This window comes from Streptomyces sp. SCL15-4 (genome assembly GCF_033366695.1).
Lineage (GTDB): Bacteria > Actinomycetota > Actinomycetes > Streptomycetales > Streptomycetaceae > Streptomyces.
This window is the reverse complement of sequence record NZ_JAOBTQ010000001.1, coordinates 5,535,914-5,558,010: the sequence shown is the minus strand read 5'-3', so window position 1 is coordinate 5,558,010 and position 22,097 is coordinate 5,535,914. Positions and strand designations below refer to the sequence as shown.

At 73.9% G+C, this 22,097-nt stretch carries 16 protein-coding genes; 6 read left to right on the top strand and 10 right to left on the bottom strand.

Annotated elements, in window-relative coordinates:
• Positions 1-118: 118 nt before the first annotated feature.
• Complete coding sequence (locus SCK26_RS24880) at positions 119-781, bottom strand: DsbA family protein (RefSeq protein WP_318203540.1); 663 nt, start codon at positions 779-781, stop codon at positions 119-121.
• Between the two features lie 142 nt (positions 782-923).
• Here SCK26_RS24880 and pepN (SCK26_RS24875) point away from each other — a divergent pair, with 142 nt between their 5' ends.
• The 3 genes from pepN (SCK26_RS24875) (at position 924) to SCK26_RS24865 (ending at position 5,661) form a co-directional block, all read left to right on the top strand.
• Positions 924-3,503 (top strand): aminopeptidase N, encoded by a 2,580-nt coding sequence (pepN, locus tag SCK26_RS24875; protein ID WP_318203539.1) that lies wholly within the window; start codon positions 924-926, stop codon positions 3,501-3,503.
• A gap of 207 nt (positions 3,504-3,710) precedes the next feature.
• On the top strand, positions 3,711-4,748 hold the full coding sequence (locus tag SCK26_RS24870; protein WP_318203538.1) for a hypothetical protein: 1,038 nt from the start codon (positions 3,711-3,713) through the stop codon (positions 4,746-4,748).
• Between the two features lie 100 nt (positions 4,749-4,848).
• Entirely contained in the window at positions 4,849-5,661 is an 813-nt protein-coding gene (locus tag SCK26_RS24865) for an SGNH/GDSL hydrolase family protein (RefSeq protein ID WP_318203537.1), read from the top strand.
• 4 nt (positions 5,662-5,665) lie between these two features.
• On the opposite strand, the gene SCK26_RS24860 is transcribed toward SCK26_RS24865, so the two are convergent.
• Entirely contained in the window at positions 5,666-7,399 is a 1,734-nt protein-coding gene (locus tag SCK26_RS24860; protein WP_318203536.1) for a TIGR03767 family metallophosphoesterase, read from the bottom strand.
• A gap of 200 nt (positions 7,400-7,599) precedes the next feature.
• Positions 7,600-8,079: an NUDIX hydrolase gene (locus SCK26_RS24855; RefSeq protein WP_318203535.1), complete on the bottom strand. Its 480-nt coding sequence runs from the start codon at positions 8,077-8,079 to the stop codon at positions 7,600-7,602.
• Positions 8,080-8,310: 231 nt separating this feature from the next.
• Here SCK26_RS24855 and SCK26_RS24850 point away from each other — a divergent pair, with 231 nt between their 5' ends.
• Positions 8,311-11,604 carry a S8 family serine peptidase gene (locus tag SCK26_RS24850; protein WP_318203534.1) on the top strand — a complete coding sequence of 1,098 codons (3,294 nt, stop codon included), beginning with the start codon at positions 8,311-8,313 and terminating at the stop codon, positions 11,602-11,604.
• A gap of 69 nt (positions 11,605-11,673) precedes the next feature.
• On the opposite strand, the gene SCK26_RS24845 is transcribed toward SCK26_RS24850, so the two are convergent.
• Positions 11,674-12,672, bottom strand: coding sequence for a hypothetical protein (locus SCK26_RS24845; RefSeq protein WP_318203533.1), 999 nt, complete (start codon positions 12,670-12,672; stop codon positions 11,674-11,676).
• A 1-nt stretch (position 12,673) separates the two neighbouring features.
• Entirely contained in the window at positions 12,674-13,222 is a 549-nt protein-coding gene (locus tag SCK26_RS24840) for an RNA polymerase sigma factor (protein WP_412080780.1), read from the bottom strand.
• 333 nt (positions 13,223-13,555) lie between these two features.
• On the opposite strand from SCK26_RS24840, the gene SCK26_RS24835 reads away from it, so the two are divergent.
• Positions 13,556-14,575, top strand: a complete 1,020-nt coding sequence (locus tag SCK26_RS24835) for an aspartate-semialdehyde dehydrogenase (protein ID WP_318203532.1) — start codon at positions 13,556-13,558, stop codon at positions 14,573-14,575.
• 23 nt (positions 14,576-14,598) lie between these two features.
• Here SCK26_RS24835 and SCK26_RS24830 read toward each other — a convergent pair whose 3' ends face one another.
• Positions 14,599-15,825, bottom strand: a complete 1,227-nt coding sequence (locus tag SCK26_RS24830) for an MFS transporter (RefSeq protein WP_412080779.1) — start codon at positions 15,823-15,825, stop codon at positions 14,599-14,601.
• Positions 15,826-15,913: 88 nt separating this feature from the next.
• On the opposite strand from SCK26_RS24830, the gene SCK26_RS24825 reads away from it, so the two are divergent.
• Positions 15,914-16,798 carry a LysR family transcriptional regulator gene (locus tag SCK26_RS24825; RefSeq protein WP_318203531.1) on the top strand — a complete coding sequence of 295 codons (885 nt, stop codon included), beginning with the start codon at positions 15,914-15,916 and terminating at the stop codon, positions 16,796-16,798.
• Between the two features lie 67 nt (positions 16,799-16,865).
• Here SCK26_RS24825 and pepN (SCK26_RS24820) read toward each other — a convergent pair whose 3' ends face one another.
• The 4 genes from pepN (SCK26_RS24820) to SCK26_RS24805 form a co-directional block, all read right to left on the bottom strand.
• A complete protein-coding gene (gene pepN, locus SCK26_RS24820; protein ID WP_318203530.1) occupies positions 16,866-19,442 on the bottom strand; it encodes an aminopeptidase N in 2,577 nt (858 codons plus the stop codon).
• 230 nt (positions 19,443-19,672) lie between these two features.
• Complete coding sequence (locus SCK26_RS24815; protein WP_318203529.1) at positions 19,673-19,918, bottom strand: hypothetical protein; 246 nt, start codon at positions 19,916-19,918, stop codon at positions 19,673-19,675.
• A 311-nt stretch (positions 19,919-20,229) separates the two neighbouring features.
• Positions 20,230-21,138 carry a LysR family transcriptional regulator gene (locus SCK26_RS24810; RefSeq protein WP_318203528.1) on the bottom strand — a complete coding sequence of 303 codons (909 nt, stop codon included), beginning with the start codon at positions 21,136-21,138 and terminating at the stop codon, positions 20,230-20,232.
• Positions 21,135-22,097, bottom strand: coding sequence for a DMT family transporter (locus SCK26_RS24805; protein WP_318203527.1), 963 nt, complete (start codon positions 22,095-22,097; stop codon positions 21,135-21,137). Before SCK26_RS24805 ends, SCK26_RS24810 begins: the two co-directional genes overlap by 4 nt.

The following is a 22,097-nucleotide window of genomic DNA, read 5'->3' as shown; positions in this document are numbered from 1 at the left end:
GCGCCCCGGTCGTCCTGCCTCGTGATCGTCTTCTCACCCTTCACGGCGGCAGGCGGATGAAAGAGGACCCCCGTGAGGACGTGACTCGCGGGGGTCCTTCCTTTCCCTCGGCAGAGGGTCACAGATTGCTGAAGTCGGGCCCCGCCGTCCGGGTCCGCTTGATCTCGTAGAAGCCCGGCACCGAGGCCACCGCCACCGTGCCGTCCCACAGGCGGGCCGCCTGCTCGCCCTGGGGGGCCGGGGTGACGACGGGGCCGAAGAAGGCGATCTGCTCGCCGTCGGGGCCCGGCAGCGCGATGACCGGCGTGCCGACGTCCTGGCCGACCTTCTCGATGCCCTCCTTGTGGGAGGCGCGCAGCTCGGCCTCGAACTCGAAGTCGTCCTGGCCGGCGTAGTCGATCAGTTCGGCGGGCAGGCCGACGTCGGCGAGCGCGCCCGTGATGGCCTCCAGGGTCGCGCCCTCGCCGTGGTTGTGGATGCGGGTGCCGAGCGCGGTGTAGAGCGGGCCGACGACGTCCTCGCCGTGCTTCTGCCAGGCCGCGGTGACCACGCGGACGGCCGGCCACGCCTTGGTGGTCAGCAGCTCGCGGTAGTCCTCGGGCAGCTCGTCCAGCTTGTCCTCGTTGAGGACCGCGAGGCTCATGACGTGCCAGCGGACCTCGATGTCGCGGAGCTTCTCCACCTCCAGCACCCAGCGCGAGGTCATCCAGGCCCACGGGCAGAGCGGGTCGAACCAGAAGTCGACAGGGGTCTTGCCGGACGCGGTGGCGGTGTCGGACATGGCGCTCCTTGGCGAGAACGTGCGTTTCCCCGGTCAACGAGGTCATCGCCACCGGCATTCCCCGCTGTCCGCCGTCAGGAGCGCATGGCAGGATCGGTCCTGTTCCAGCCGCTCATCAAGCGATCACGAGGGAGTGCCGTCCGTGCCCGGTGAGAATCTGTCCCGCGACGAGGCCCGGGAGCGGGCCGCCCTGCTGTCCGTCGACGGTTACGACGTGTCCCTGGACCTGCGGTCCGCCGTCGGCGACGGGGACGGCGAGCCGCGCACGTTCCGTTCGGTGACCACCCTGCGGTTCCGCTGCAACGAGCCCGGGGCCTCCAGCTTCGCCGATCTGATCGCCCCGCGGGTCACCTCGGTCTCGCTCAACGGCCGGGACCTGGACCCGGGCGAGGTCTTCGACGGCTCGCGGATCGCGCTGGAGGACCTGGCCGCGGAGAACGAGCTGGTGGTGGACGCGCAGTGCGCCTACTCGCGCACCGGCGAGGGCATGCACCGCTTCGTCGACCCGGAGGACGGCGAAGTCTATCTGTACACGCAGTACGAACCGGCCGACGCGCGCCGGGTGTTCGCGAACTTCGAGCAGCCGGATCTGAAGGCGCCGTACCGGTTCGAGGTGCGGGCGCCGGAGGGCTGGACGGTGTGGGGCAACGGCGCCGGTGAACTCGTGGACGGCGTGTGGCGGTTCGCGGAGACGAAGCCGATCTCGACGTACATCACGTGTGTGGTGGCGGGTCCGTACCACTATGTGACGGACTCCTACAGCCGCACCCTCGAGGACGGCACGAAGCTGGAGATCCCGCTCGGCGCGATGTGCCGCAAGGCGCTCGCCCCGTACTTCGACGCCGACGACGTCTTCCTGGTCACCAAGCAGGGCTTGGACTTCTTCCACGACCACTTCGACTACCCGTACCCGTTCGGGAAGTACGACCAGGCGTTCGTGCCGGAGTACAACCTGGGCGCGATGGAGAACCCGGGCCTGGTGACGTTCCGGGAGGAGTACGTCTTCCGCGGCAAGGTGACGCAGGCGTCGTACGAGGCGCGGGCCAACGTCATCCTGCACGAGATGGCGCACATGTGGTTCGGCGACCTGGTCACCATGGAGTGGTGGGACGACCTGTGGCTGAAGGAGTCCTTCGCGGACTTCATGGGCACGTTCGCCAACGTCGGCGCGACCCGCTTCAAGAACGCCTGGATCACCTTCGCCAACCGGCGCAAGGCGTGGGCGTACCGCGCGGACCAGCTGCCCTCCACGCACCCGATCACGGCGGACATCCGCGATCTGCAGGACGCCAAGCTGAACTTCGACGGCATCACCTACGCCAAGGGCGCCTCGGTGCTCAAGCAGCTGGTGGCGTACGTCGGCCGGGACGCGTTCCTGGAGGGCGCCCGGCGCTACTTCAAGCGGCACGCGTACGGCAACACGCGCCTCGGGGACCTGCTGTCGGTGCTGGGCGAGACGAGCGGCCGGGACATGAGCGCGTGGGCGCGGTCGTGGCTGCAGACGGCGGGCGTGAACGCGCTGACCCCGCAGGTGCTGCTGGACACCACGGGCGGCCGGATCGCCGAGCTGGCCGTGGTGCAGGAGGCCCCGGAGTCGCACCCGGAGCTGCGTCCGCACCGGATCGTGGTGGGGCTGTACCGGCGTACGCCCGAGGGCACGCTCCAGCGGTACGCGCACGCGGAGACGGACGTGCACGAGCCGCGGACGGTCGTGGCGGAGCTGGCGGGCCAGGAGGCGCCGGAGCTGGTGCTGGTCAACGACGAGGACCTGACCTACTGCAAGATCCGTTTCGACGCGACCTCGCTGGAGACGCTGCGCACGGACCTGGGCGGGCTGACGGACCCGCTGGCGCGTGCCCTGTGCTGGTCGGCGCTGTGGAACATGACCCGGGACGGGCTGCTGCCGGCGCGGGAGTTCATCGGCCTGGTGCTGCGGTTCGCGGGCCGCGAGTCGGACATCGGCGTCCTGCAGATGCTGCACGCCTGGGCGAACTCGGCGCTGACGCACTACGCGGCGCCGGCCTGGCGGGAGACCGGCGGTGAGCTGCTGGCCGAGGGGGCGCTGCGTGAGCTGCGGTCGGCCGCGCCGGGCAGCGAGCAGCAGCTGGCGTGGGCGCGGTTCTTCGCCGCCGTGGCGAGTGCGGAGCCGGATCTGAAACTGCTGACGGACCTGCTGGACGGCACCACGGAGATCGAGGGGCTGGAGGTGGACCAGGAGCTGCGCTGGGCGTTCCTGGAGCCGCTGGCGGCGCATGGCGCGGCCGACGAGTCGGTGCTGGCGGCGGAGCTGGCCCGGGACGACACGGCGTCCGGCAAGCGGCACCAGGTGCGCTGTCTTGCCGCGCGGCCGTCGGCGGCGGTCAAGGCGCAGGCGTGGGCGCAGGTGGTGGAGTCGGACGCGCTGTCGAACGCGCTGGTGGAGGCGACGATCGCGGGGTTCGCCCAGCCGTCGCAGCGGGAGCTGACCGCGCCGTACGCGCAGCTGTACTTCGCGGCGATCGAGCGGGTGTGGCGGGAGCGGTCGATCCAGATCGGCATGGACGTGGTGCGGGGTCTGTTCCCGGCCTCGCAGGACCGCCCGGAGACGCTGGAGGCGACGGACGCGTGGCTCGCGGCGCACGAGGACGCGGCGCCGGCGCTGCGGCGGCTGGTGCTGGAGGCACGGGACGACCTGGCGCGGGCGCTGCGCGCGCAGGAGTGTGACGCCGCGGCCGGCCGTTGACCTTTGGCCTGAGCCTGCCCGGCCGGTGACCGTTACGAAATCCGGGCAGACAAACCCGTAACCCCTGGTCCGCACCCGATCGGACCAGGGGTTTTCGCCGCTCTCTCGGCATCCGAACACCTGACCTTTAGTACCGCCTTGTCCGGATTTATCGACGGGCGTGTAACAGCGGTTACGGGCCGGACGGAGCGGGGGAATTTTCGGGCCATGACGCACAACACCCCCCTCTCCCCCCGCCCCCTGCGCCACCTCGCCGAGGCCCACCGCCGTGTCCTGACGGCGGCCCAGCTGCGCGCCCACGGCGTGTCCCCGGCCGAACTGGCCGAGCGGTGCGGCCCCGGGGGGCCCTGGCAGGAGCTGCTGCCGCAGGTGGTCCTGCTGCACGCCGGCCCGCCCACCGGCCTGGAACGGCTGCACGGAGCCCTGCTGTACGCGGCCCGGCCGGCGCGACAGGGCGTGCCTCCCCAGCCGACGGCCCAGGGCCCGCACCCGCCGCAGTACCCGGACGCGATGCTGACCGGACCGGCGGCGCTGGCCCTGCACGGCTTCCCGTCCACTCCGCCACCGGACGCCCTGAACCGGGTCGACGTCCTGGTGCCCCGGCCGCGCCGGCCGCGCTCCGCCGGCTATGTCCGCGTCGTGCGCACCGCCGAGCTGCCCGACCCGGTGCGGCTGGCGGGGCTGCCGGTGGCGCCGGTGGCGCGGGCGCTGGCGGACGCGGTGACGGAGCCGACGGACACCGAGACGGTACGCCGGCTGCTGATCGAGGCGGTGCGCGGCGGCCACTGCGAGCCGGCCGCCGTGGTCCGGGAGCTGACCCGGGCGCGGCTGCTGCACCGCCCGCACGTGGCGAACGCGGTGGACGCGGTGCTCGCGGAGGGCCGCTCGGTCGCCGAGGGCCGCCTCTACCGGATGGTCCGCGACCACGGCCTGCCCGACCCGCTGTGGAACGTCGCCCTGCGCCTGCCCGGCGGCCCGGACCTGGGCGTCGTGGACGCGTACTGGCCGGACCAGGCGGTGGCCGTCGAGCTGGACACCCGGGCGGCGCGGCACCACGACGACGAGGTGTGGTCGCGGTACGCCCGCAAGCGCGAGCACCTGGAGCGCCTCGGCATCACGGTCGTGCACATCACGCCGCGCAAGCTGCGGGACTGTCCGGAGCAGCAGGCGACGGTGGTGCGGACGGCGCTGATGGCCTCGGCCGACCGCGATCCGGCCGTGTACGTCGTGGTGCTGCCACGGTAGCCGCCCGGCCGGCCAGTCCTGTTCGCCCGCCCGGGTGAGGGCTCACCCGGGCGGCGGCGTGCGGCGGGCGGCGCGGCGCGGGCCCCGGTAGAGGAGAGACATGAGACAGACCCGAATAGCGGCGGGCGCCTGCTCCCTGCTCCTCGCGGCGGCCTGCGCGTTCGCCGGCCCCGCGACCGCCCAGGTGACGCCCCGCGCCCCGGCCGGCGGCTATGTGGCCCTCGGCGACTCCTACTCCTCCGGTGCCGGCGCCGGCGACTATCTGGCCTCCGGCAAGGAGTGCAAGCGCAGCAGCCGCGCCTTCCCGGTGCTGTGGGCCGAGGCCCACGCGCCGGCGACGTTCGGCTTCGCCGCGTGCAACGGCGCCGGCACGGACGAGGTGCTCACCGACCAGCTCGGCCATCTCAGCGCGCGCACGAGCCTGGTCACGCTCACCGTCGGCGGCAGCGACTCGGGCTTCGCCGGCGTCATGGCGCTCTGCGCGGTCGGCGGGTCGGACCGCTGCCACTCGGCCGTGTCCCGGGCCCGCGACACCATGGACGGCTCGCTGACGGGCCGCCTGGACCGGCTCTACTCGGCCATCCGGGACCGGGCGCCCGCGGCGCGGGTCGTGGTGCTGGGCTACCCGCACCTGTACCACCTGCGGGGCGCGTGCGCGCTCGGCCTCCGGGACGGCGAGCGCGCCGCGCTGAACGACGCGGTGGACCACCTGAACGGGGTGATCGCGGGGCGCGCCGCCGCGCACGGGTTCACCTTCGCCGATGTCACCGCCGCCTTCGCCGGCCACGAGATCTGCTCCGACCGCCCCTGGCTGCGCGGCGTCGACATCCTGGCGATCACCGAGTCGTACCACCCGACGGCGCCCGGGCAGTCGCTCGGCTATCTGCCGGTGCTCACGCGGATCTCCGGCTGAGGTCCTACCGGCCCTTCCTCAGCACCAGCTCCGTGTTGCGGTCCCCGGTGCCGCCCGCGAGGGTCCTGTCGGCGCCGGGGGCGTTGTAGGCCAGCTCGCGGTAGAGGGCGGCGAGGCCGGTCTGGGAGAGGTCGGCGAAGTCGGTGCGGTGCGGGGCCGCCGACTCGATCAGCGTGGTGAACAGCGAGAGGGTGCCGTCCTTGTTGTCGACCAGCTCCACGATCCGGGCGAGCTGGGGGTGGTCGACGTGCGAGGCGGTGGAGATCTCCCAGAAGGAGCGCCCGCCGGACGCCTTGTGCGGCGTGACGACGTTCTTGTGGATGTGCCCGTTCACCCAGGCCAGCACGTTGGCGTGGGCGGACAGCACCGAGAGCACGGCGGCGCCGTCGTGCCGCTTCTCACCGGGGCGGGCCGGGTCGGGCCGGGTGTTGGTCATGGAGCCGCTGGTGTGGTGGCTGAAGACGACGGCGTAGGAGTCCTCGTGCTCCTTCAGCGTCCGGTCGAGCCACTTCAGCTGGGCGGTGCCGAGCGAGCCCGCGTAGTGGCCGCCGGGGTCGGTGGTGTCGAGGCTGATGCCGATGACGTCGTCGGAGATCCGGAAGGCGTAGTACTGGGTGCCCGCGTCCAGGTTCGCCGAGGAGTAGCCGTGCCCGGCCGGGCCGTGGCCCTGGTAGGCCGGGTCCAGGTGGGCCTTGAGGTAGTCGGCCTGGGTGTAGGGGGCGCGCCGCTCGTCCGGGGTGACCCGGCGCGCGGAGCGGGCGTGCGCCTTGAGGAAGTCGCGGTAGCCGCTGCCCCTGGGGTCCTTGACCTTCTTGATGGTGTCCTGGAGCTTCTTGGCGTCGGCGGCGGAGACGCTCATCAGCTTCCTGCCGCCGATGGCCGCCTCGGCGAGGTAGGGGTCGCCGTGGGAGCCGTAGCAGCCGAGCGGGAGGGCGTCGTGGTTGCCGACGGTGGAGTACCAGGGCAGGTTCAGGCCGGGGCTGCGCACGTCGCGGATCGCGGCGGCCAGGAAGTGCTCCAGCCGGGGGAAGCCCAGCGCCTTGTCGTGGTCGCGGAGGGCGGAGCCGGGCTGCCAGTACTGCTTCAGCCCGCTGTTCTGCACACCCTCGTAGTGCCTGGGGTCGCCGGTGTTGGGCGTGATCCGGCCGCCGCTCATCACCTTCATGAACCACTCCAGTTCGGAGTGGGCGTTGTTGTCGGTGTTGTCGCCGGTGGTCATCACGAACCGCAGCGGGGCGCCGGTGACGGGGGCGCCGCGCAGCGCGTTGACCCGCTCCACGAGGGAGATCGCGCCGGGCACGGTCAGCGCCTCGTGCGGGCGCCAGGCGTGCACGTCGTGCGCGCGCAGGAACTCCAGCCGCAGAGGATGCTGGACGTCCATCAGGTGCAGGTCGGTGAACTGCACGAACGCGGCCAGGACGGTACGGCGGTGCTCCCGGCCGGACTTGGGCGCGGCCAGCTCGGCGCGCACCACCCGTTTCCAGCCGGGCCCGTCGCCGAGCCTGCGGTAGCCGGAGCCGGCGCGCGGGGCGGCGACGGAGGCGACGGTGGTGCCCTTGGTGTAGGGGGCGAGCGGCGCCGTGGCGGACCGAGGGGCGGGCGGGGTGGCGGCCTGGCTGTCCGTGGGGCGCAGGGTGTAGCCGACGCCCGCGGAGAGCGAGACGGTGCCGGCGGCGGCGAGGACGGTGCGGCGGCTGACCCGCGCGGTGGAGGCGGCTGCGGAGCGTGTGGGCGGCATGGCGCGGTCTCCCCGGATGCGAACGCGTCGGCGGTGGTCGCGGGCCGCTCCGGACGCGAACGTCCCGCTCACCGTTGATCGTTGGCAGCGGGGATGACCCGCGCGTGAACGCGGTGGCAACGCGTGACACCGATCACCGAACGTGGATCACGGGGTACCGGGCGCGGTCACGGAGCCGAACGCGACCGGCCCGGAAGCGGTCACCCGCCGTTCACCTGCCGGGGTACGGGCTGGTCCGCCGGCCGTCCGTGCGGCGGACGTTCGCGCCACAGCCGCAGCCCGATGTCGACCAGCGGCACCCGGACCAGACCGGGTACGGCGGCCAGGTCGTGCCAGGCGGCGAAGTCGGTGGATCCGCCGACCTCGTACCGCAGTTCACCGCCGGTGACCTCGCCCTCGTAGAGGAGCCGCAGGGCGTGGTGGTCCCGGTGGCGGCCGAAGCGCGGGTCCCCGACCGCCCGGCGGGAGTGCACGCCGAGCAGGGCTCTGACCTCGATGCGGTAGCCGGTCTCCTCGGCGACCTCGCGGCGGACGGTGTCGTACGGGTCCTCGCCGTGCTCCATGCCGCCGCCGGGCAGCACCCACTCCGGGGTGCCGTCGGGTGCGGGTGACCGGGCGAGCAGGAGACGTCCGCCGCGGACGCACACGGCGTAGGCCGCCACCCTCAAGTTCCGTCGCATACACGGACGTTAGCCCGTAAGGTGCGCGGCGGCGGGCGAATGTCCCGGCACCGGTCGGGTCAGCCCGTACGCAAGGACCGCATTGCGCTCCATACCGGCACAACACACTCCTTTCCCATCGCGGGTTTTCCCCATACGTTCATTTCGATTGCGTCAACGGTCCCCAAAAACCCTGTCCTTCGGTCAGGCTGAGCGCTCCCGTCCGCCCGTTCCTTGACCCGAGGGATCCCGATGACCCACACCGCCCCCGAGCGTGATCCCATATCCGGCCCCAGACGCCTGGCCCGCATAGCCGTGGCCGTGGGCGTGGTGGCCGCCCTCTCCGCGGCCGGGCCGGTGCCGCTGGCCCTCGCCGCCGGGCAGGCCCCCGTCCCGGCCGCCGATCCCGGCGTCAAGTCCGCCGACGACAAGCTCGGCCCGGACGACGCCGCCCTGCTCGCCGACGCCAAGGCCGGCGGCGACAAGACCGTCACCCTGATGATCGCGACCTCGCCCGGGCAGACGGAGCAGGTCGCCGGTGAACTGGACGCGGTCGACGGCGGCCTGGTGGGCCGTACCGACGACAAGCTCGGCTACGTCCGCGCCACCGTCCCGACGAGCCGCGCGGACTCGGCCATCTCCGCCGCCGTGAAGCTCTCCTCCGTGCGGGCCATCGACCTCAAGCAGGAGATCCCGCTGGACGACCCGGCGCCCGCCGGCGCCAAGTCCGCGGCCGGCAAGGCGGCTTATCCGGCGCCGGGCCGCACCACCCCGGCGGAGAACCCCTACAACCCCTCCTTCGAGACCGGCGCGGTCGACTTCGTCCGGGAGCACCCGAAGGCCGACGGGCGCGGTGTCACCATCGGCATCCTGGACTCCGGCGTCGACCTCGGCCACCCGGCGCTGCGCACCACCACCACCGGCGAACGGAAGATCGTCGACTGGGTGACCGCGACCGACCCGGTCGCCGACGGCGACGGCACCTGGCGGCGGATGACCACCGGTGTCGCCGGACCGTCCTTCTCCGTCACCACCGCCCAGGGCGCCGAGAGGTTCACGGCGCCCGAGGGCTCGTACAAGTTCAACTACCTGTACGAGTCCGCCACCGCCGGCGGCGACGAGAAGGGCGACCTCAACCGGGACGGTGACACCACCGACGCCTGGGGCGTGCTGTACGACCCGGCCGCCGGCACGGTCCGCGTGGACACGAACGACAACCTGGACTTCACCGACGACGCGCCGATGAAGCCGTACAAGGACGCGTTCCAGGTCGGCTACTTCGGCACCGACGACCCGGCGACGGACGTCGTCGAGCGCGTCCCGTTCGTGGTCGAGACCCGCAAGGACGTCGTCTACAACGCCTCCGGCGCCAAGGCCGACTACGTCAACATCGGTGTCATCGAGTCCGAGCACGGCACCCATGTCGCCGGCATCACCGCCGCCCACGGCCTGTTCGGCGGCAGGATGAACGGCGCCGCCCCCGGCGCGAAGATCGTCTCCTCGCGGGCCTGCACCTGGACCGGCGGCTGCACCAACGTCGCCCTCACCGAGGGCATGATCGACCTGGTGACCAGGCGCGGCGTCGACATCGTCAACATGTCGATCGGCGGCCTGCCCGCGCTCAACGACGGCAACAACGCCCGCGCCGAGCTGTACACCCGGCTCATCGACACCTACGGCGTCCAGCTGGTGATCTCCGCCGGCAACTCCGGGCCGGGCGCCAACACCATCGGCGACCCGGGCCTGGCCGACAAGGTGATCTCCGTCGGCGCGGCGATCTCCAAGGAGACCTGGGCCGCCAACTACGGCTCGGCCGTGGAGAAGAAGTACGCGATGATGCCCTTCTCCTCGCGCGGCCCCCGGGAGGACGGCGGCTTCACCCCGACCCTGACCGCGCCCGGCGCCGCGATCAACACCACCCAGACCTGGCTGCCGGGCGGCCCGGTCGCCGAGGCCGGCTACACCCTCCCGGCCGGCTACTCGATGCTCCAGGGCACCTCGATGGCCGCCCCGCAGGCCACCGGCGCCTCCGCGCTGCTGCTGTCGGCCGCGAAGCGCGAGGGCGTCGACCTCGCTCCCGCCCGGCTGCGCACCGCCCTGACCTCGACCGCCGACCACATCAAGGGCGTCCAGGCATACGAGGAGGGCGCGGGCCTGATCAACATCGTGGGCGCGTGGGACGCCGTCGAGGACGGCGCCGTCGCCCACGACTACACCGTCAAGGCGCCGGTCGACACCGCGATCGACGACGCCCTGAAGACGCCCGGCTACGGCACCGGCCTGTACGACCGCGAGGGCGGCCTGAAGGCGGGTGAGAAGAAGACGTACGACGTGACGCTCACCCGTACGTCCGGCCCGGACACGGCGGTCCGGCACGAGCTGCACTTCGAGAACAACGCCGGGCACACCTTCCGCGTCGTCGGCGACGACGTGGTGCGGCTGCCGCTGAACCGGCCGGTGACCGTCAAGGTGCAGGCGGCCCCGGGGTCGGCCGGCATCAAGAGCGCGATCCTGGAGGTCGACGACCCGCGGACCGAGGGCGTCGACAAGCAGGTCCTCACCACCGTCGTGGTCGCGCAGCCGGTGGCGTACACCTACTCCGCCTCCGGCTCGGTCCAGCGCAACGGCACCCGGTCGTACTTCCTGACCGTGCCCGAGGGCGCGACGTCGCTGGAGGTCGCGCTCGGCGGGCTGGAGGACCGCAGCCAGACCCGGTTCGTCGCCATCCACCCCTACGGCGTCCCGTCCGACAACACCGGCACGCCGTACTGCTACAACAACTACCTGGACGGCAACGGCTGCAAGCCCGACGTGCGCGCGTACGCCGACCCGCAGCCCGGCGTCTGGGAGGTCGAGGTCGAGTCCCGGCGCACCTCGCCGCTGCTCGACAATCCCTACCGGCTGGACGTCTCCGTCCTCGGCGCGGCCTTCGACCCGGAGACCGTGACCGTGCCCGAGGCCAAGGTGGGCAGCCCGGTCGGCGCGTCCTGGAAGGTGACCAACACCTACGCGCCGCTGGACGGCAGGCTGGCCGGCGGCCCGCTCGGCTCCGCCGAGTCCGGCCGGCCGGCGATCAAGGAGGGCGAGACGCGGTCCACCACGGTGGCCGTCCCGGCCGGCGCGACCTCGCTCGACGTCGCCATCGGGCGGGTCTCCGACGCGGCGGCCGACCTGGACCTGATGGTGTACGACGCGTCCGGCAAGGAGGTCGGCAAGTCCGCCGACGGCGACTCGGAGGAGGCGGTCTCCTTGCCGAACCCGGCCGCCGGCACCTACACCGTCAAGGTCGTGGGCTACGCGGTGCCGTCCGGCTCCACCGACTACGACTACCGGGACGTGTTCTTCTCCGCCGCGCTCGGCTCCGTCACGGTCGACTCGGCCCCGGTCCGCCTCGCCACGGGCGCCTCGGCGACGGTCACCGGGCAGGTCACGGCCACGGCCGAGGCTCCGGCGGGCCGCGAGTTCTTCGGCCGCGTCCAGCTGGTGAACGCCCGCGGCACCGCGGCGGGCAGCGCCAGCGTGAAGATCGGGAAGGTCACGCCGTAACGGGGTGACGGCCGGGAGCGAGGGGCGGGTGTCCGTACGGACGCCCGCCCCTTCTCTCGTGCGAAGGGGCTAGTCGTCCCGCCCGGGGCAGGGCAGGCCGCGGGAGCCGGGCAGGGCCTCGGTGATCCTGGCGCGCTCGGCGGCCACGCGGGTGTCGCCGACGGCCCACAGGCTCGCGTACTCCTCCCCCCGGGCCACCCCGGCCAGCACGTGCTGCCCCGCCCGGGGTGCCGGCCGCGCGTCCGCGTCGAGCAGGACGACGACGCCGGCCGGGCCGCGTACGGGCTTGTAGGAACGGGTCACGGTCAGCGTCACGCGGCTCCCGGGTGCCTCCGGCCGCCGCTCCACCCGCGCCACGGTGCCCTCCACGACCAGCCGCGCGCAGGCCAGTTCGCGCCGGGAATCCGCCGGCCGCCCGTCCCCCGCGGCCTCCCGGCTCCCCGCGGTGTCGCTCTTGGCCGACGCTCCGCCGCCGCCGTCCATGCCACCGCCTTGGCCCGCCAGCCACCCGAGGCCGAGAAGGAGGGAGAAGGCCGCGGCCCCGGCAACCGCCCCGACCCCGGCCCGCAGCCCCCGCCGGGCCCCACCCGGCCCGGCGGACCGCCCCGCCGACGCCCCGCCGGCCGGCCGGATACGGCCACGGCGGCGGAGCGCGGAGGTCACGAGACCGCCGGTCGCCGGATCGCCGGTCACGGCACTCCCGGGCGTCGCAGGCCGGGCCGCCGCGGCACGGGTCGTCCGTTCTGCGCCGGGCCGTTCCTCCCGCGTGCGCTCTCCGCCCGCGGTCTCCTCCCGCCGCTCCTCTCCCGTCAGCGCCTCGGCCAGCCGCGCCAGACCGTCCCGCAGCGCCGCCACGTCGGTCTCGGCGGCCCGGTGCGCGGCGAGGAAGGCGGGGTCCCGGTGGGCCCGCGCCGGCAGGGGTTCCCCGGTGATCGCGGCCATCAGGGCGTCCATACCGCCGTACTCCCCACGCTCCTCCCCGCCCACGCCGTGGTCCCGGGGCGCTCCGTGCTCCGCACGGTCCCCGGCGTCCCCCGCGCCTGCCACGTTCTCCCGGTCCGCGGGCATGTCACACCACCTCGTCCTCGTGCAGGCGGGCGCGCAGGGTGCGGACCGCCGTGTGCAGCCTGCTCTTGACCGTGCCCTCGGGGATGTCCAGCTCCTCGGCGATGTCCCGCACGGGCAGGTCGGCGAAGAAGCGCAGGACGACCACCTGCCGCTGGGCGGCCGGCAGCTCGTCCAGGCCGCGGGCGACGGCGAGGGACAGCAGGCTGGTCTCCTCCCCGGAGGGACCCGTGGGCGCGCGCAGCGCCGCCAGCCGCTCCCCCAGCCGTTCGCGGCGCCGCTTGGCCCGGTGCCAGTCCATCGCCAGGTTGGACGCGACGACCGCGGCCCACGCCGACACGTCCCGCGGCGCCTGACGCCCGCTCGCGGCCCGCTCCAGCAGCCGCAGCCGCACCTGCTGTACCCCGTCCGGCAGGTCCGACTGCGGCACCCCGCCCAGCGCGAGCACCGCCCGCACCCGGCGTTCCTGGGCCGCGTCCAGCGGATCGCCGCCGGCCCGGTCCCGGCCGGCGGCGGACGCTTCCTGGTCACGGCGCGCCTTTCCGCGCAGCACAAGCCACCCCCCCTCACGCGTATGCCCCTACGACGCGGCACCGGGCCCGAACGTTCGGTGTCCGGCGGCCGGCCGTGGAGGCGTACGTCACACCTTCGTATGGCCGGGACCCGCGCGGGCAGGGACCGGGACGGCACAGCTTGCGGCGCGGGACCGCCGTAGAGGGAATTCCTCCAGCTCAGCGGCGTACCGGGCGGACGTATGGAACCGTTCGCGAGGCGGTGGTGTCCCATTCCTCGGGCACGCCGGGCAAAGAATTGGACAGGTGGACCGGGGTCGGCCGCATGATGGAAACGCCCCGGTCAGGCAAGAGACACACAAGAGGGAGTCGCCGTGAGGGTCGGAATCGTCGGAGCCACCGGTCAGGTCGGCACGGTCATGCGCAGGATCCTCGTGGAGCGGAACTTCCCGGTCACGAAGCTGCGCCTGTTCGCCTCGGCCCGCTCGGCCGGAACCGTGCTGGACGGTGTGACGGTGGAGGACGCGGCGACCGCCGACTACACCGGCCTGGACATCGTGCTGTTCTCGGCGGGCGGCGCCACCTCGAAGGCCCTGGCCGAAAAGGTCGCCTCCCAGGGTGCCGTCGTGATCGACAACTCCTCGGCCTGGCGCAAGGACCCCGAGGTCCCGCTGGTGGTCTCCGAGGTGAACCCGCACGCGATCGCCGACCGTCCCAAGGGCATCATCGCCAACCCGAACTGCACCACGATGGCCGCGATGCCGGTGCTGCGGCCGCTGCACGAGGAGGCCGGGCTTCAGGCGCTCGTCGTCGCCACCTACCAGGCGGTGTCCGGCTCGGGCCTCGCGGGCGTGGCGGAACTGCACGGCCAGGTGCAGAAGGTGGCGGCCGAGGCCGACAAGCTCACCCACGACGGGCGGGCGGTCGACTTCCCCGAGCCGCAGGTCTACCGGCGCACCATCGCCTTCAACGTGCTCCCGCTGGCGGGCTCCATCGTGGACGACGGCCTCAACGAGACCGACGAGGAGCAGAAGCTGCGCAACGAGTCCCGCAAGATCCTGGAGATCCCGGAGCTGAAGGTCTCCGGCACCTGTGTGCGCGTACCGGTGTTCTCCGGCCACTCCCTCCAGATCAACGCCCGCTTCGCGCGTCCGCTCTCCCCGGAGCGGGCCACCGAGCTGCTGGCGAAGGCACCGGGCGTGGCCCTGTCGGACATCCCGACCCCGCTCCAGGCCGCCGGCCAGGACCCGTCGTACGTCGGCCGCATCCGCCGCGACGAGACGGTGGACAACGGCCTGGCCCTGTTCGTCTCCAACGACAACCTCCGCAAGGGCGCCGCGCTGAACGCGGTGCAGATCGCGGAGCTGGTGGCGGCGGAGCTGTCCGCGAAGTAGCAGCACGTGTGCGGTCGGGGCGGTCACGGTGACGTGACCGCCCCGTGCGCGTCGCGGACCGGGGCGGCGGGAGTGAGGGCCGCCAGCGCCGCGAGCACGCCGCCGGTGAGCAGGACCGCGGTCAGGCCCGGGCCGTCCGCGAGGCGTCCGCCGGCCAGCGCGCCGAGAGCGATGGCGGCGTTGAACACCCCGGCGAACAGGGCGGACGCGGCCTCCGGGGCCTCGGGCGCGGCGGCCGTCAGGGCCCGCTGGCCGGACACGGACACCCCGCCGTACGCCAGTCCCCACACCAGCAGCAGCGCGGCCGACACCGGGCCGGAGCCGCCCGCCGGGGCGAGCAGCAGGACGACCGCGCCGAGGACGGTGGCGATCAGCCGCAGGGCGCGGCGCGGATGGCGGGCCGCGAGCGCGCCGCCCGCGAAGTTCCCGGCGACGCCCGCGACTCCGTAGCCGAGCAGCAGGGCGCCGACCAGGCCCGGACCGGTGCCGGGGGTGCGCTCCAGGACGGGGCGGACGTAGGTGTAGGCGGCGAAGTGCCCCGTCACCAGCAGGGCGATGGTGATCAGCAGCCACCGCACCCGTGCGGCGCGCAGCAGCCGGGGGAACGTGCCGAGGCGGACGGCGCCCTCGGCGGGCAGCGGCGGCAGGACGACCGCCAGAGCGGCCGCCACCAGCAGCGCGCAGCCGGTCATCGCGGCGAACGCGACGCGCCAGCCCGCCGCCGCGCCGAGGAGGGTTCCGGCGGGCACGCCGAGCACCGAGGCGACGGCGATCCCGCTGAAGACCAGGGCGGTGGCCCGGCCCGCCGAGGGCCCGGGGACCAGCCGCGCGCCGAGCCCGGCGGCCACCGCCCACACCCCGCCCATGCACACGCCGACCAGCAGCCGGGCGGCGAGCACCACGGGGAAGGCGGGGGCGAGCGCGGTGAGCAGGTTGGCGGCGGCTAGCAGGAGCAGCAGCGCGCACAGCACGGTGCGGCGGTCGGCGCGGCGCACGGCGACCGGCAGCAGCGGGGCAAAGACGGCGGCGACCAGTCCGGGCAGGGTGACCGCGAGGCCCGCGGTGCCGGCGGAGACGTCCAGTCCCGCGCCGAGCGAGGTGAGCAGGCCGACGGGGAGCATCTCGGTGGTGACGACGGCGAAGGTGGCGGCGGCGAGCATCCCGACGGCGGTCCAGGGCCGGTCCGGGCGGGGTGCCGGGGTGTCGGGCCGGGGGGCGGGGTGGGGGGTGTGGGTTCTGCGGAAGACCATGCCCTCCAGCCTTTGCCGCGGGCGGCGCGGGAACAACGGCGAACCGCTCACCCTTGCATGAGCGGGAGTGATCGGCGGAGGGAGTCGCGTGTCGGGGCTGGAGCTACGGGAGTTGGAGTGCTTTCTGGTGCTCGCCGAGGAGCTGCATTTCGGACGGGCCGGGGAGCGGCTGTTCGTCTCGCAGAGCCGGGTGAGCCAGTTGCTGGCCGCGCTGGAACGCCGGGTGGGTGCCCGGCTGGTGCACCGCTCCAGCCGCCGGGTGGCGCTGACCCCGCTCGGCGAACGCTTCCTGGAGCGGCTGCGTCCGGCGTACGGGGCGCTGCGGGCGGCGGTGGCGGACGCCAGTGCGGTGGCCCGGGGCGGGGCCGGCCCGCTGCGGCTGGGTTTCCAGGGGACGGTCTACGCGCAACTGCTGGAGGCGGTCTCGGCGTTCGAGGCCGAGGACGCGGCCCGTTCGGTCGACCTGGTGGAGATCCCGTACGCGGACCCGTTCGGGGCGGTGCGGCGCGGCACGGTGGACGCGGCGGTGGTGCTGCTGCCGGTGGCGGAACCGGACCTGGTCCTCGGCCCGGTCTTCTCCCGGCAGCGGCACGCGCTGGCCGTCGCCCGCCGGCACGCGTTCGCCGCGCGGGACCGGGTCGGCGCGGCGGACCTCGCCGCGATACCGCTGATCGGGGTGGCGGAACCGGCCCCGCCGTACTGGCGTGCGGCCCGCGCCCCCGGCGCGCTGTCCGGCCCGGCGGCGACGACCCTCCAGGAGGCCCTGTGCCTGGCCGCCGCCGGCCGCGGCGCCCTCCTGCTGTGCCACCCGACGGCCGCCCAGCACCAGCGCGCCGACATCGCCTACGTCCCCGTCGACGGCATCCCCGACTCCGAACTCGGCCTGATCTGGCACCGCGACACGGAGACGGAGACGGTCCGGGAGTTCGCCCGGGTGCTGGCGGGGCTGGAGGCGGGGCGCAAGGCGGGCTGACCGCCGCCGCGGGCCGCTGCGCGCGGAAGGCGCCCGGTGGTGTGCCGGGCGCCTCCTCGGCCGTGGGCTAGCGGGTCGTGGCCGAGGCGTCCGCCGCCTGGGCCTTCAGGGCCCGCTCGACGCCCGCGCGGGACTCCGAGACCAGCCGGCGCAGGGCCGCGTTCGGCTCGGCCGTGGCGAGCCAGGCGTCGGTCTTGGCCAGGGTCTCCTCGGAGACCTGGACCGCCGGGTACAGGCCGATGGCGATCTGCTGGGCGATCTCGTGCGAGCGGGACGCCCACACGTCCTTGAGGACCTCGAAGTACCGGTCGGTGTACGGCGCGAGCAGCTCCCGCTGGTCGGTCTGCACGAAGCCGCCGATCACGGCCTCCTGCACGGCGTTGGGCAGCTTGTCGGAGTCGACGACCGAGGCCCACGCCTCCGCCTTGGCCTCCTGAGTCGGGCGGGACGCGCGGGCGGTGGCCGCGTGCCGCTCGCCGGCCGCCGTCCTGTCCCGCTCGTACTCGGCGGCGATCTCCGTCTCGTCGTAGCGGCCGACGGTCGCGAGCCGCTCCACGAACGCCCAGCGCAGCTCGGTGTCCACCGCCAGGCCCTCGATGGTCTGCGTGCCGTCGAGCAGGGCCTCCAGCAGGTCCAGCTGCTCCGGCGTGCGCGCGGTCGCCGCGAACGCCCGGGCCCAGGCCAGCTGGTGGTCACTGCCCGCCTCGGCGGCGCGCAGATGGGCCAGCGTGGCGTCGGTCCAGCGGGTCAGCAGCGCCTCGCGGGCCGACGGGTCGGCGTACAGGTCGATGGCCAGCTTGACCTGGCGCTGCAGCGACTGCACCACGCCGATGTCGGACTCCTTGCCGATGCCGGACAGCACCAGGGAGAGGTAGTCCCGGGTGGCCAGTTCGGCGTCCCGCGTCATGTCCCAGGCCGACGCCCAGCACAGCGCGCGCGGCAGCGACTCGGTGAAGTCGCCGAGGTGCTCGGTGACCACGGCGAGCGACCGCTCGTCCAGCCGGACCTTGGCGTACGACAGGTCGTCGTCGTTGAGCAGCACCACGGCCGGGCGCCGCCTGCCGGTCAGCTGCGGTACGGCGGTCAGCTCGCCGTCGACGTCCAGCTCGATCCGGTCGGTGCGCACCAGCTTGCCGGCGTCGGACAGGTCGTAGAGGCCGATCGCGATGCGGTGCGGGCGCAGCACCGGCTCGCCCTTGGCGCCGGCGGGCAGTGCCGGGGCCTCCTGGCGGACGGCGAAGGAGGTGATGACACCGTCGGCGTCCGTCTCCACCTCCGGGCGCAGGATGTTGATGCCGGCCGTCTCCAGCCACTTCTTCGACCAGGTGCTCAGGTCCCGGCCGGAGGTCTCCTCCAGGGCGCCCAGCAGGTCGGACAGGCGGGTGTTGCCGAACGCGTGCCGCTTGAAGTACGCCTGGACGCCCTTGAAGAACTCGTCCTCGCCGACGTACGCGACCAGCTGCTTGAGCACGCTGGCGCCCTTGGCGTAGGTGATGCCGTCGAAGTTGACGAGCACGTCGTCCAGGTCGCGGATGTCCGCCATGATCGGGTGGGTGGAGGGCAGCTGGTCCTGCCGGTAGGCCCAGGTCTTCATGGAGTTGGCGAACGTGGTCCACGAGTGCGGCCACCTGGAGCCGGGCGCGGCGGCCTGGCAGGCGATGGAGGTGTAGGTGGCGAACGACTCGTTCAGCCACAGGTCGTTCCACCACTCCATGGTGACCAGGTCGCCGAACCACATGTGGGCCAGCTCGTGCAGGATGGTCTCCGCGCGCACCTCGTACGCCGCGTCGGTCACCTTGGAGCGGAAGACGTACTGGTCGCGAATGGTCACCGCGCCCGCGTTCTCCATCGCGCCCGCGTTGAACTCGGGCACGAACAGCTGGTCGTACTTCTCGAACGGGTAGGCGTAGTCGAACTTCTCCTGGAACCAGTCGAAGCCCTGCCGGGTGACCTCGAAGATCGCGTCGGCGTCCAGGAACTCGGCCAGCGAGGGCCGGCAGTAGATGCCGAGCGGCACCGACCGGCCGTCCTTCTCGTAGGCGCTGTGCACCGAGTGGTACGGGCCGGCGATCAGCGCGGTGATGTACGACGAGATGCGCGGGGTCGGCTCGAAGGACCAGACGTTGTCCTTCGGCTCCGGCGTCGGCGAGTTGGAAATGACGGTCCAGCCCTCGGGCGCCTTCACGGTGAACCGGAAGGTGGCCTTCAGGTCCGGCTGCTCGAAGGAGGCGAAGACGCGGCGGGCGTCCGGGACCTCGAACTGCGTGTACAGGTACGCCTGTTCGTCCACCGGGTCGACGAAGCGGTGCAGGCCCTCACCGGTGTTGGTGTAGGCGCAGTCCGCGACGACCCGCAGGATGTTGGGGCCCTCCAGCAGGCCCGGCAGCGCGATCCGCGAGTCCTTGAAGACCTCGGCGGGGTCGAGCGGGTCGCCGTTGAGGACCACCTCGTGGACGGCCGGGGCCACCAGGTCGATGAAGGACTCGGCGCCGCCCCGGGTGACGTCGAAGCGCACCGTGGTCACGGACCGGTAAGTGCCGCCCTCCTGCGCGCCGGAGAGGTCGAGATCGATCTCGTACGAGTCAACGGTGAGCAGCTCGGCCCGCTGCTGCGCCTCTTCGCGAGTCAGGTTTGTGCCAGGCACGCGGTCATCTCCTCGTTATGTGTCGGTTGCGTCATCCTTCCATGGGAGCGACGGGGAACGCGATGTCCGTCCCCCGCCGGTGTGTGCGGTGCCGCGACGGGACGCCGGGGACACGGGCGCACCGGCGGGAGGGCCGCTCGGGCAGGCGCCGTGACACGCCGGAGCCGGACGGGCGGCCGTCGGTGGCCGGCCCGTCCGGCCGCGGGCGTGGCGGACCCGGTGGTCCCGGCTCAGCTCACCACGATCACCACGACACCGGTGCCGACGAGGCCGTTGCGGAAGCCGTTGCCGAAGAAGTCGTTCCGGGCGAAGCCGCAGCCGTTGCCCCAGCCCCGGTCGTAGCAGCCGTGGTGGGTGGAGACCTGTCGCGGGGTGGCCGCCGAGGCCGTGCCCGCCGTGCCGACGGCGGCGCCGCCGGCCAGGACGGCGCCGGCCGCGGAGACCGCGAGGAGACGCCTCACGCGTTGTGCTTTCATGGGCCTACCTTCCTTCCACGCCCTCGTCGGGGGTTTCCGGTACGGGGCGACGGCCGCCGCTGCGGTGCGCGCGGGCGCTGGTGCCGCGGAGGCCAGGGATGCGGCCCGCGCCCTGCCGGGACCCGTGACCGGGGCACTCGCCCACGGCGGGCACACCGCCCGGCCGCGGCCCTCCTCCACCACGCTAGCGGCCTCCGGGGGCCCCGGCATCTCGGCCGCGCGCCCGCCGCGCGAGACCGGGCGCGGTCCGCACCCGCGCCCCGGGCCGCGCCGGCACCGGCGGTCGGAAGTTCCGTCGGCGGCGCGGGAGTTCAGCTCCGGCCGATTCGTTCCGCGGCCGTTGTCAGGGCGTTCAGGGTGTGGGTGACGGCCCGGGACGCGGCGGCGCCCTTGCGGACCGCGGCCGTGACGTGGCGGACGGGACGGTCCGCGGTCAGTTCGCGGAGGACCACGGCGGTCCGGGGGTCCGCCGCCGTCCTCGGGACGAGGGCGACGCCCATGCCCGCCTCCACCATGGCGAGGATCGCGGTCCAGCCGGAGGCCGAGTGGCCCTGGTGGGGGCTGAAGCCGGCCGCCTCGCAGGCGCGGCGGGTGATGTCGGACCAGGGACCGCTGCCGCCGTAGATCCACGGTTCGGCGGCGAGGTCGGCGAGGGCCAGGCCGGGGGCCGAGGCGAGCGGGTGGTCCGGAGGCAGGGCCACGTCCAGCGGGTCGGCGAGCAGCGGGACGTGGGTGAAGCGGGGGTCCGTGGCGCTCGGGGCCTCGGCCGCGAGGGACAGCGCGAGGTCGACGTCCCCGGCGGCCAGCAGCCGGTACGCCTCGGCGGCCTCCGTCTCCCGGACGCGGACGCTCACCTGGGGGTGGGAGTCCCTGAGGGCCCGTACGGCGGGGACGACCAGGGCGGGCACGGCGGTCGGGACGGCGCCGACGCGGACCTCGCCGGCGTCGCCGCGCGCGTAGGCCGCGAGGGCCGCGTCCGCCCGCTCCAGCTGCTCGAACACCGGCTCCGTGTGCGCCAGCACCAGCCGGGCCGCGTCGGTGAGCCGGACCCGGCGGCCCCGCGCCTCCAGCAGGTCCACGCCGAGCTGGGCGGCGAGGCCGGTGAGCTGCTGGGAGACCGCCGAGGGGGTCATGTGCAGGGCCGCGGCCGTCGCGGTGACCGTGCCCCGTTCGCGCAGCGTGCGCAGAATCCGCAGCTTCCTCAGGTCCCACTCGCTCATGCGGCGCACGCTACCCGGCGTCCCCGGCGGCGCGAGCCGGCGCCCAGCACCACTCCGGCCAGGATCAGCGCCAGGCACAACAGGCCCGTCGGGCCGGTGTGTTCGCCGAGCAGCGCCCAGGACAGCGCGGCGACACAGACCGGCTGGAGGTAGTAGACGATGCCGGCGCGGGTGGCTCCGATCAGGGCGACGGCCTTGTTCCAGGCGAAGAAGGCCAGCGCGGAGGAGGCCACGCCGACGTAGAGCAGGGGCCAGACCGTGCCGGGCGCGGGCCGGAAGCCGCCCTGTACGGCGAGGCTCGCGGCCTGCGCGGGCAGCAGCAGCACGGTGCCGGCGAGGAACGTGGTGAACAGGAAGGCCGTGCCGTCGAGTTCGGCCGGCCGGCGGCGCAGCAGGGCGCTGTAGCCGGCGAAGCAGCAGGCGGCAGCCGGCATCCACAGCGTGCCCGGGGAGAAGTCCGCGCCGCCGCCGGCGACCAGCAGCACCACGCCCGCGCAGGCCAGGAGCAGCCCGGTGGTGCGCCGGGCGCCCAGCCGTACGCCGCCCAGCCGTTCGAACACGGCCATGAGCACGGGCGAGGCGGCCATGATCATGCCCATGGTGGCGGCCGGGGTGGTCAGGCCGGCCTGGTTGACGAGGGTGTTGTAGAGGGCGACGCCGAGGAGGGAGGCGAGGAGGACGTAGCGGGCGTGCGGCCGCAGGAGGCGGCGTTGCCGCCAGGCCCGCCGGGCACCGAAGGGCGCGACGGCGAGCAGCGCGATCACCCACCGCCAGAAGGCGTGCTGGAGGGGCGGGACGCTGTCGTGCAGGCCGCGCGCGGTGACGAAGCTGCCGGACCAGACGACCGTGGCGAGCGCGGCGCAGGCGAGGCCGAGGAGCGGGGCTGCGGCCTGCCGGGCGCGGGCGGCGCGGGGCGCCGGGGCGGTGGCGGGGGTGGTCTGGTGCGCGGCTGCGGGCAC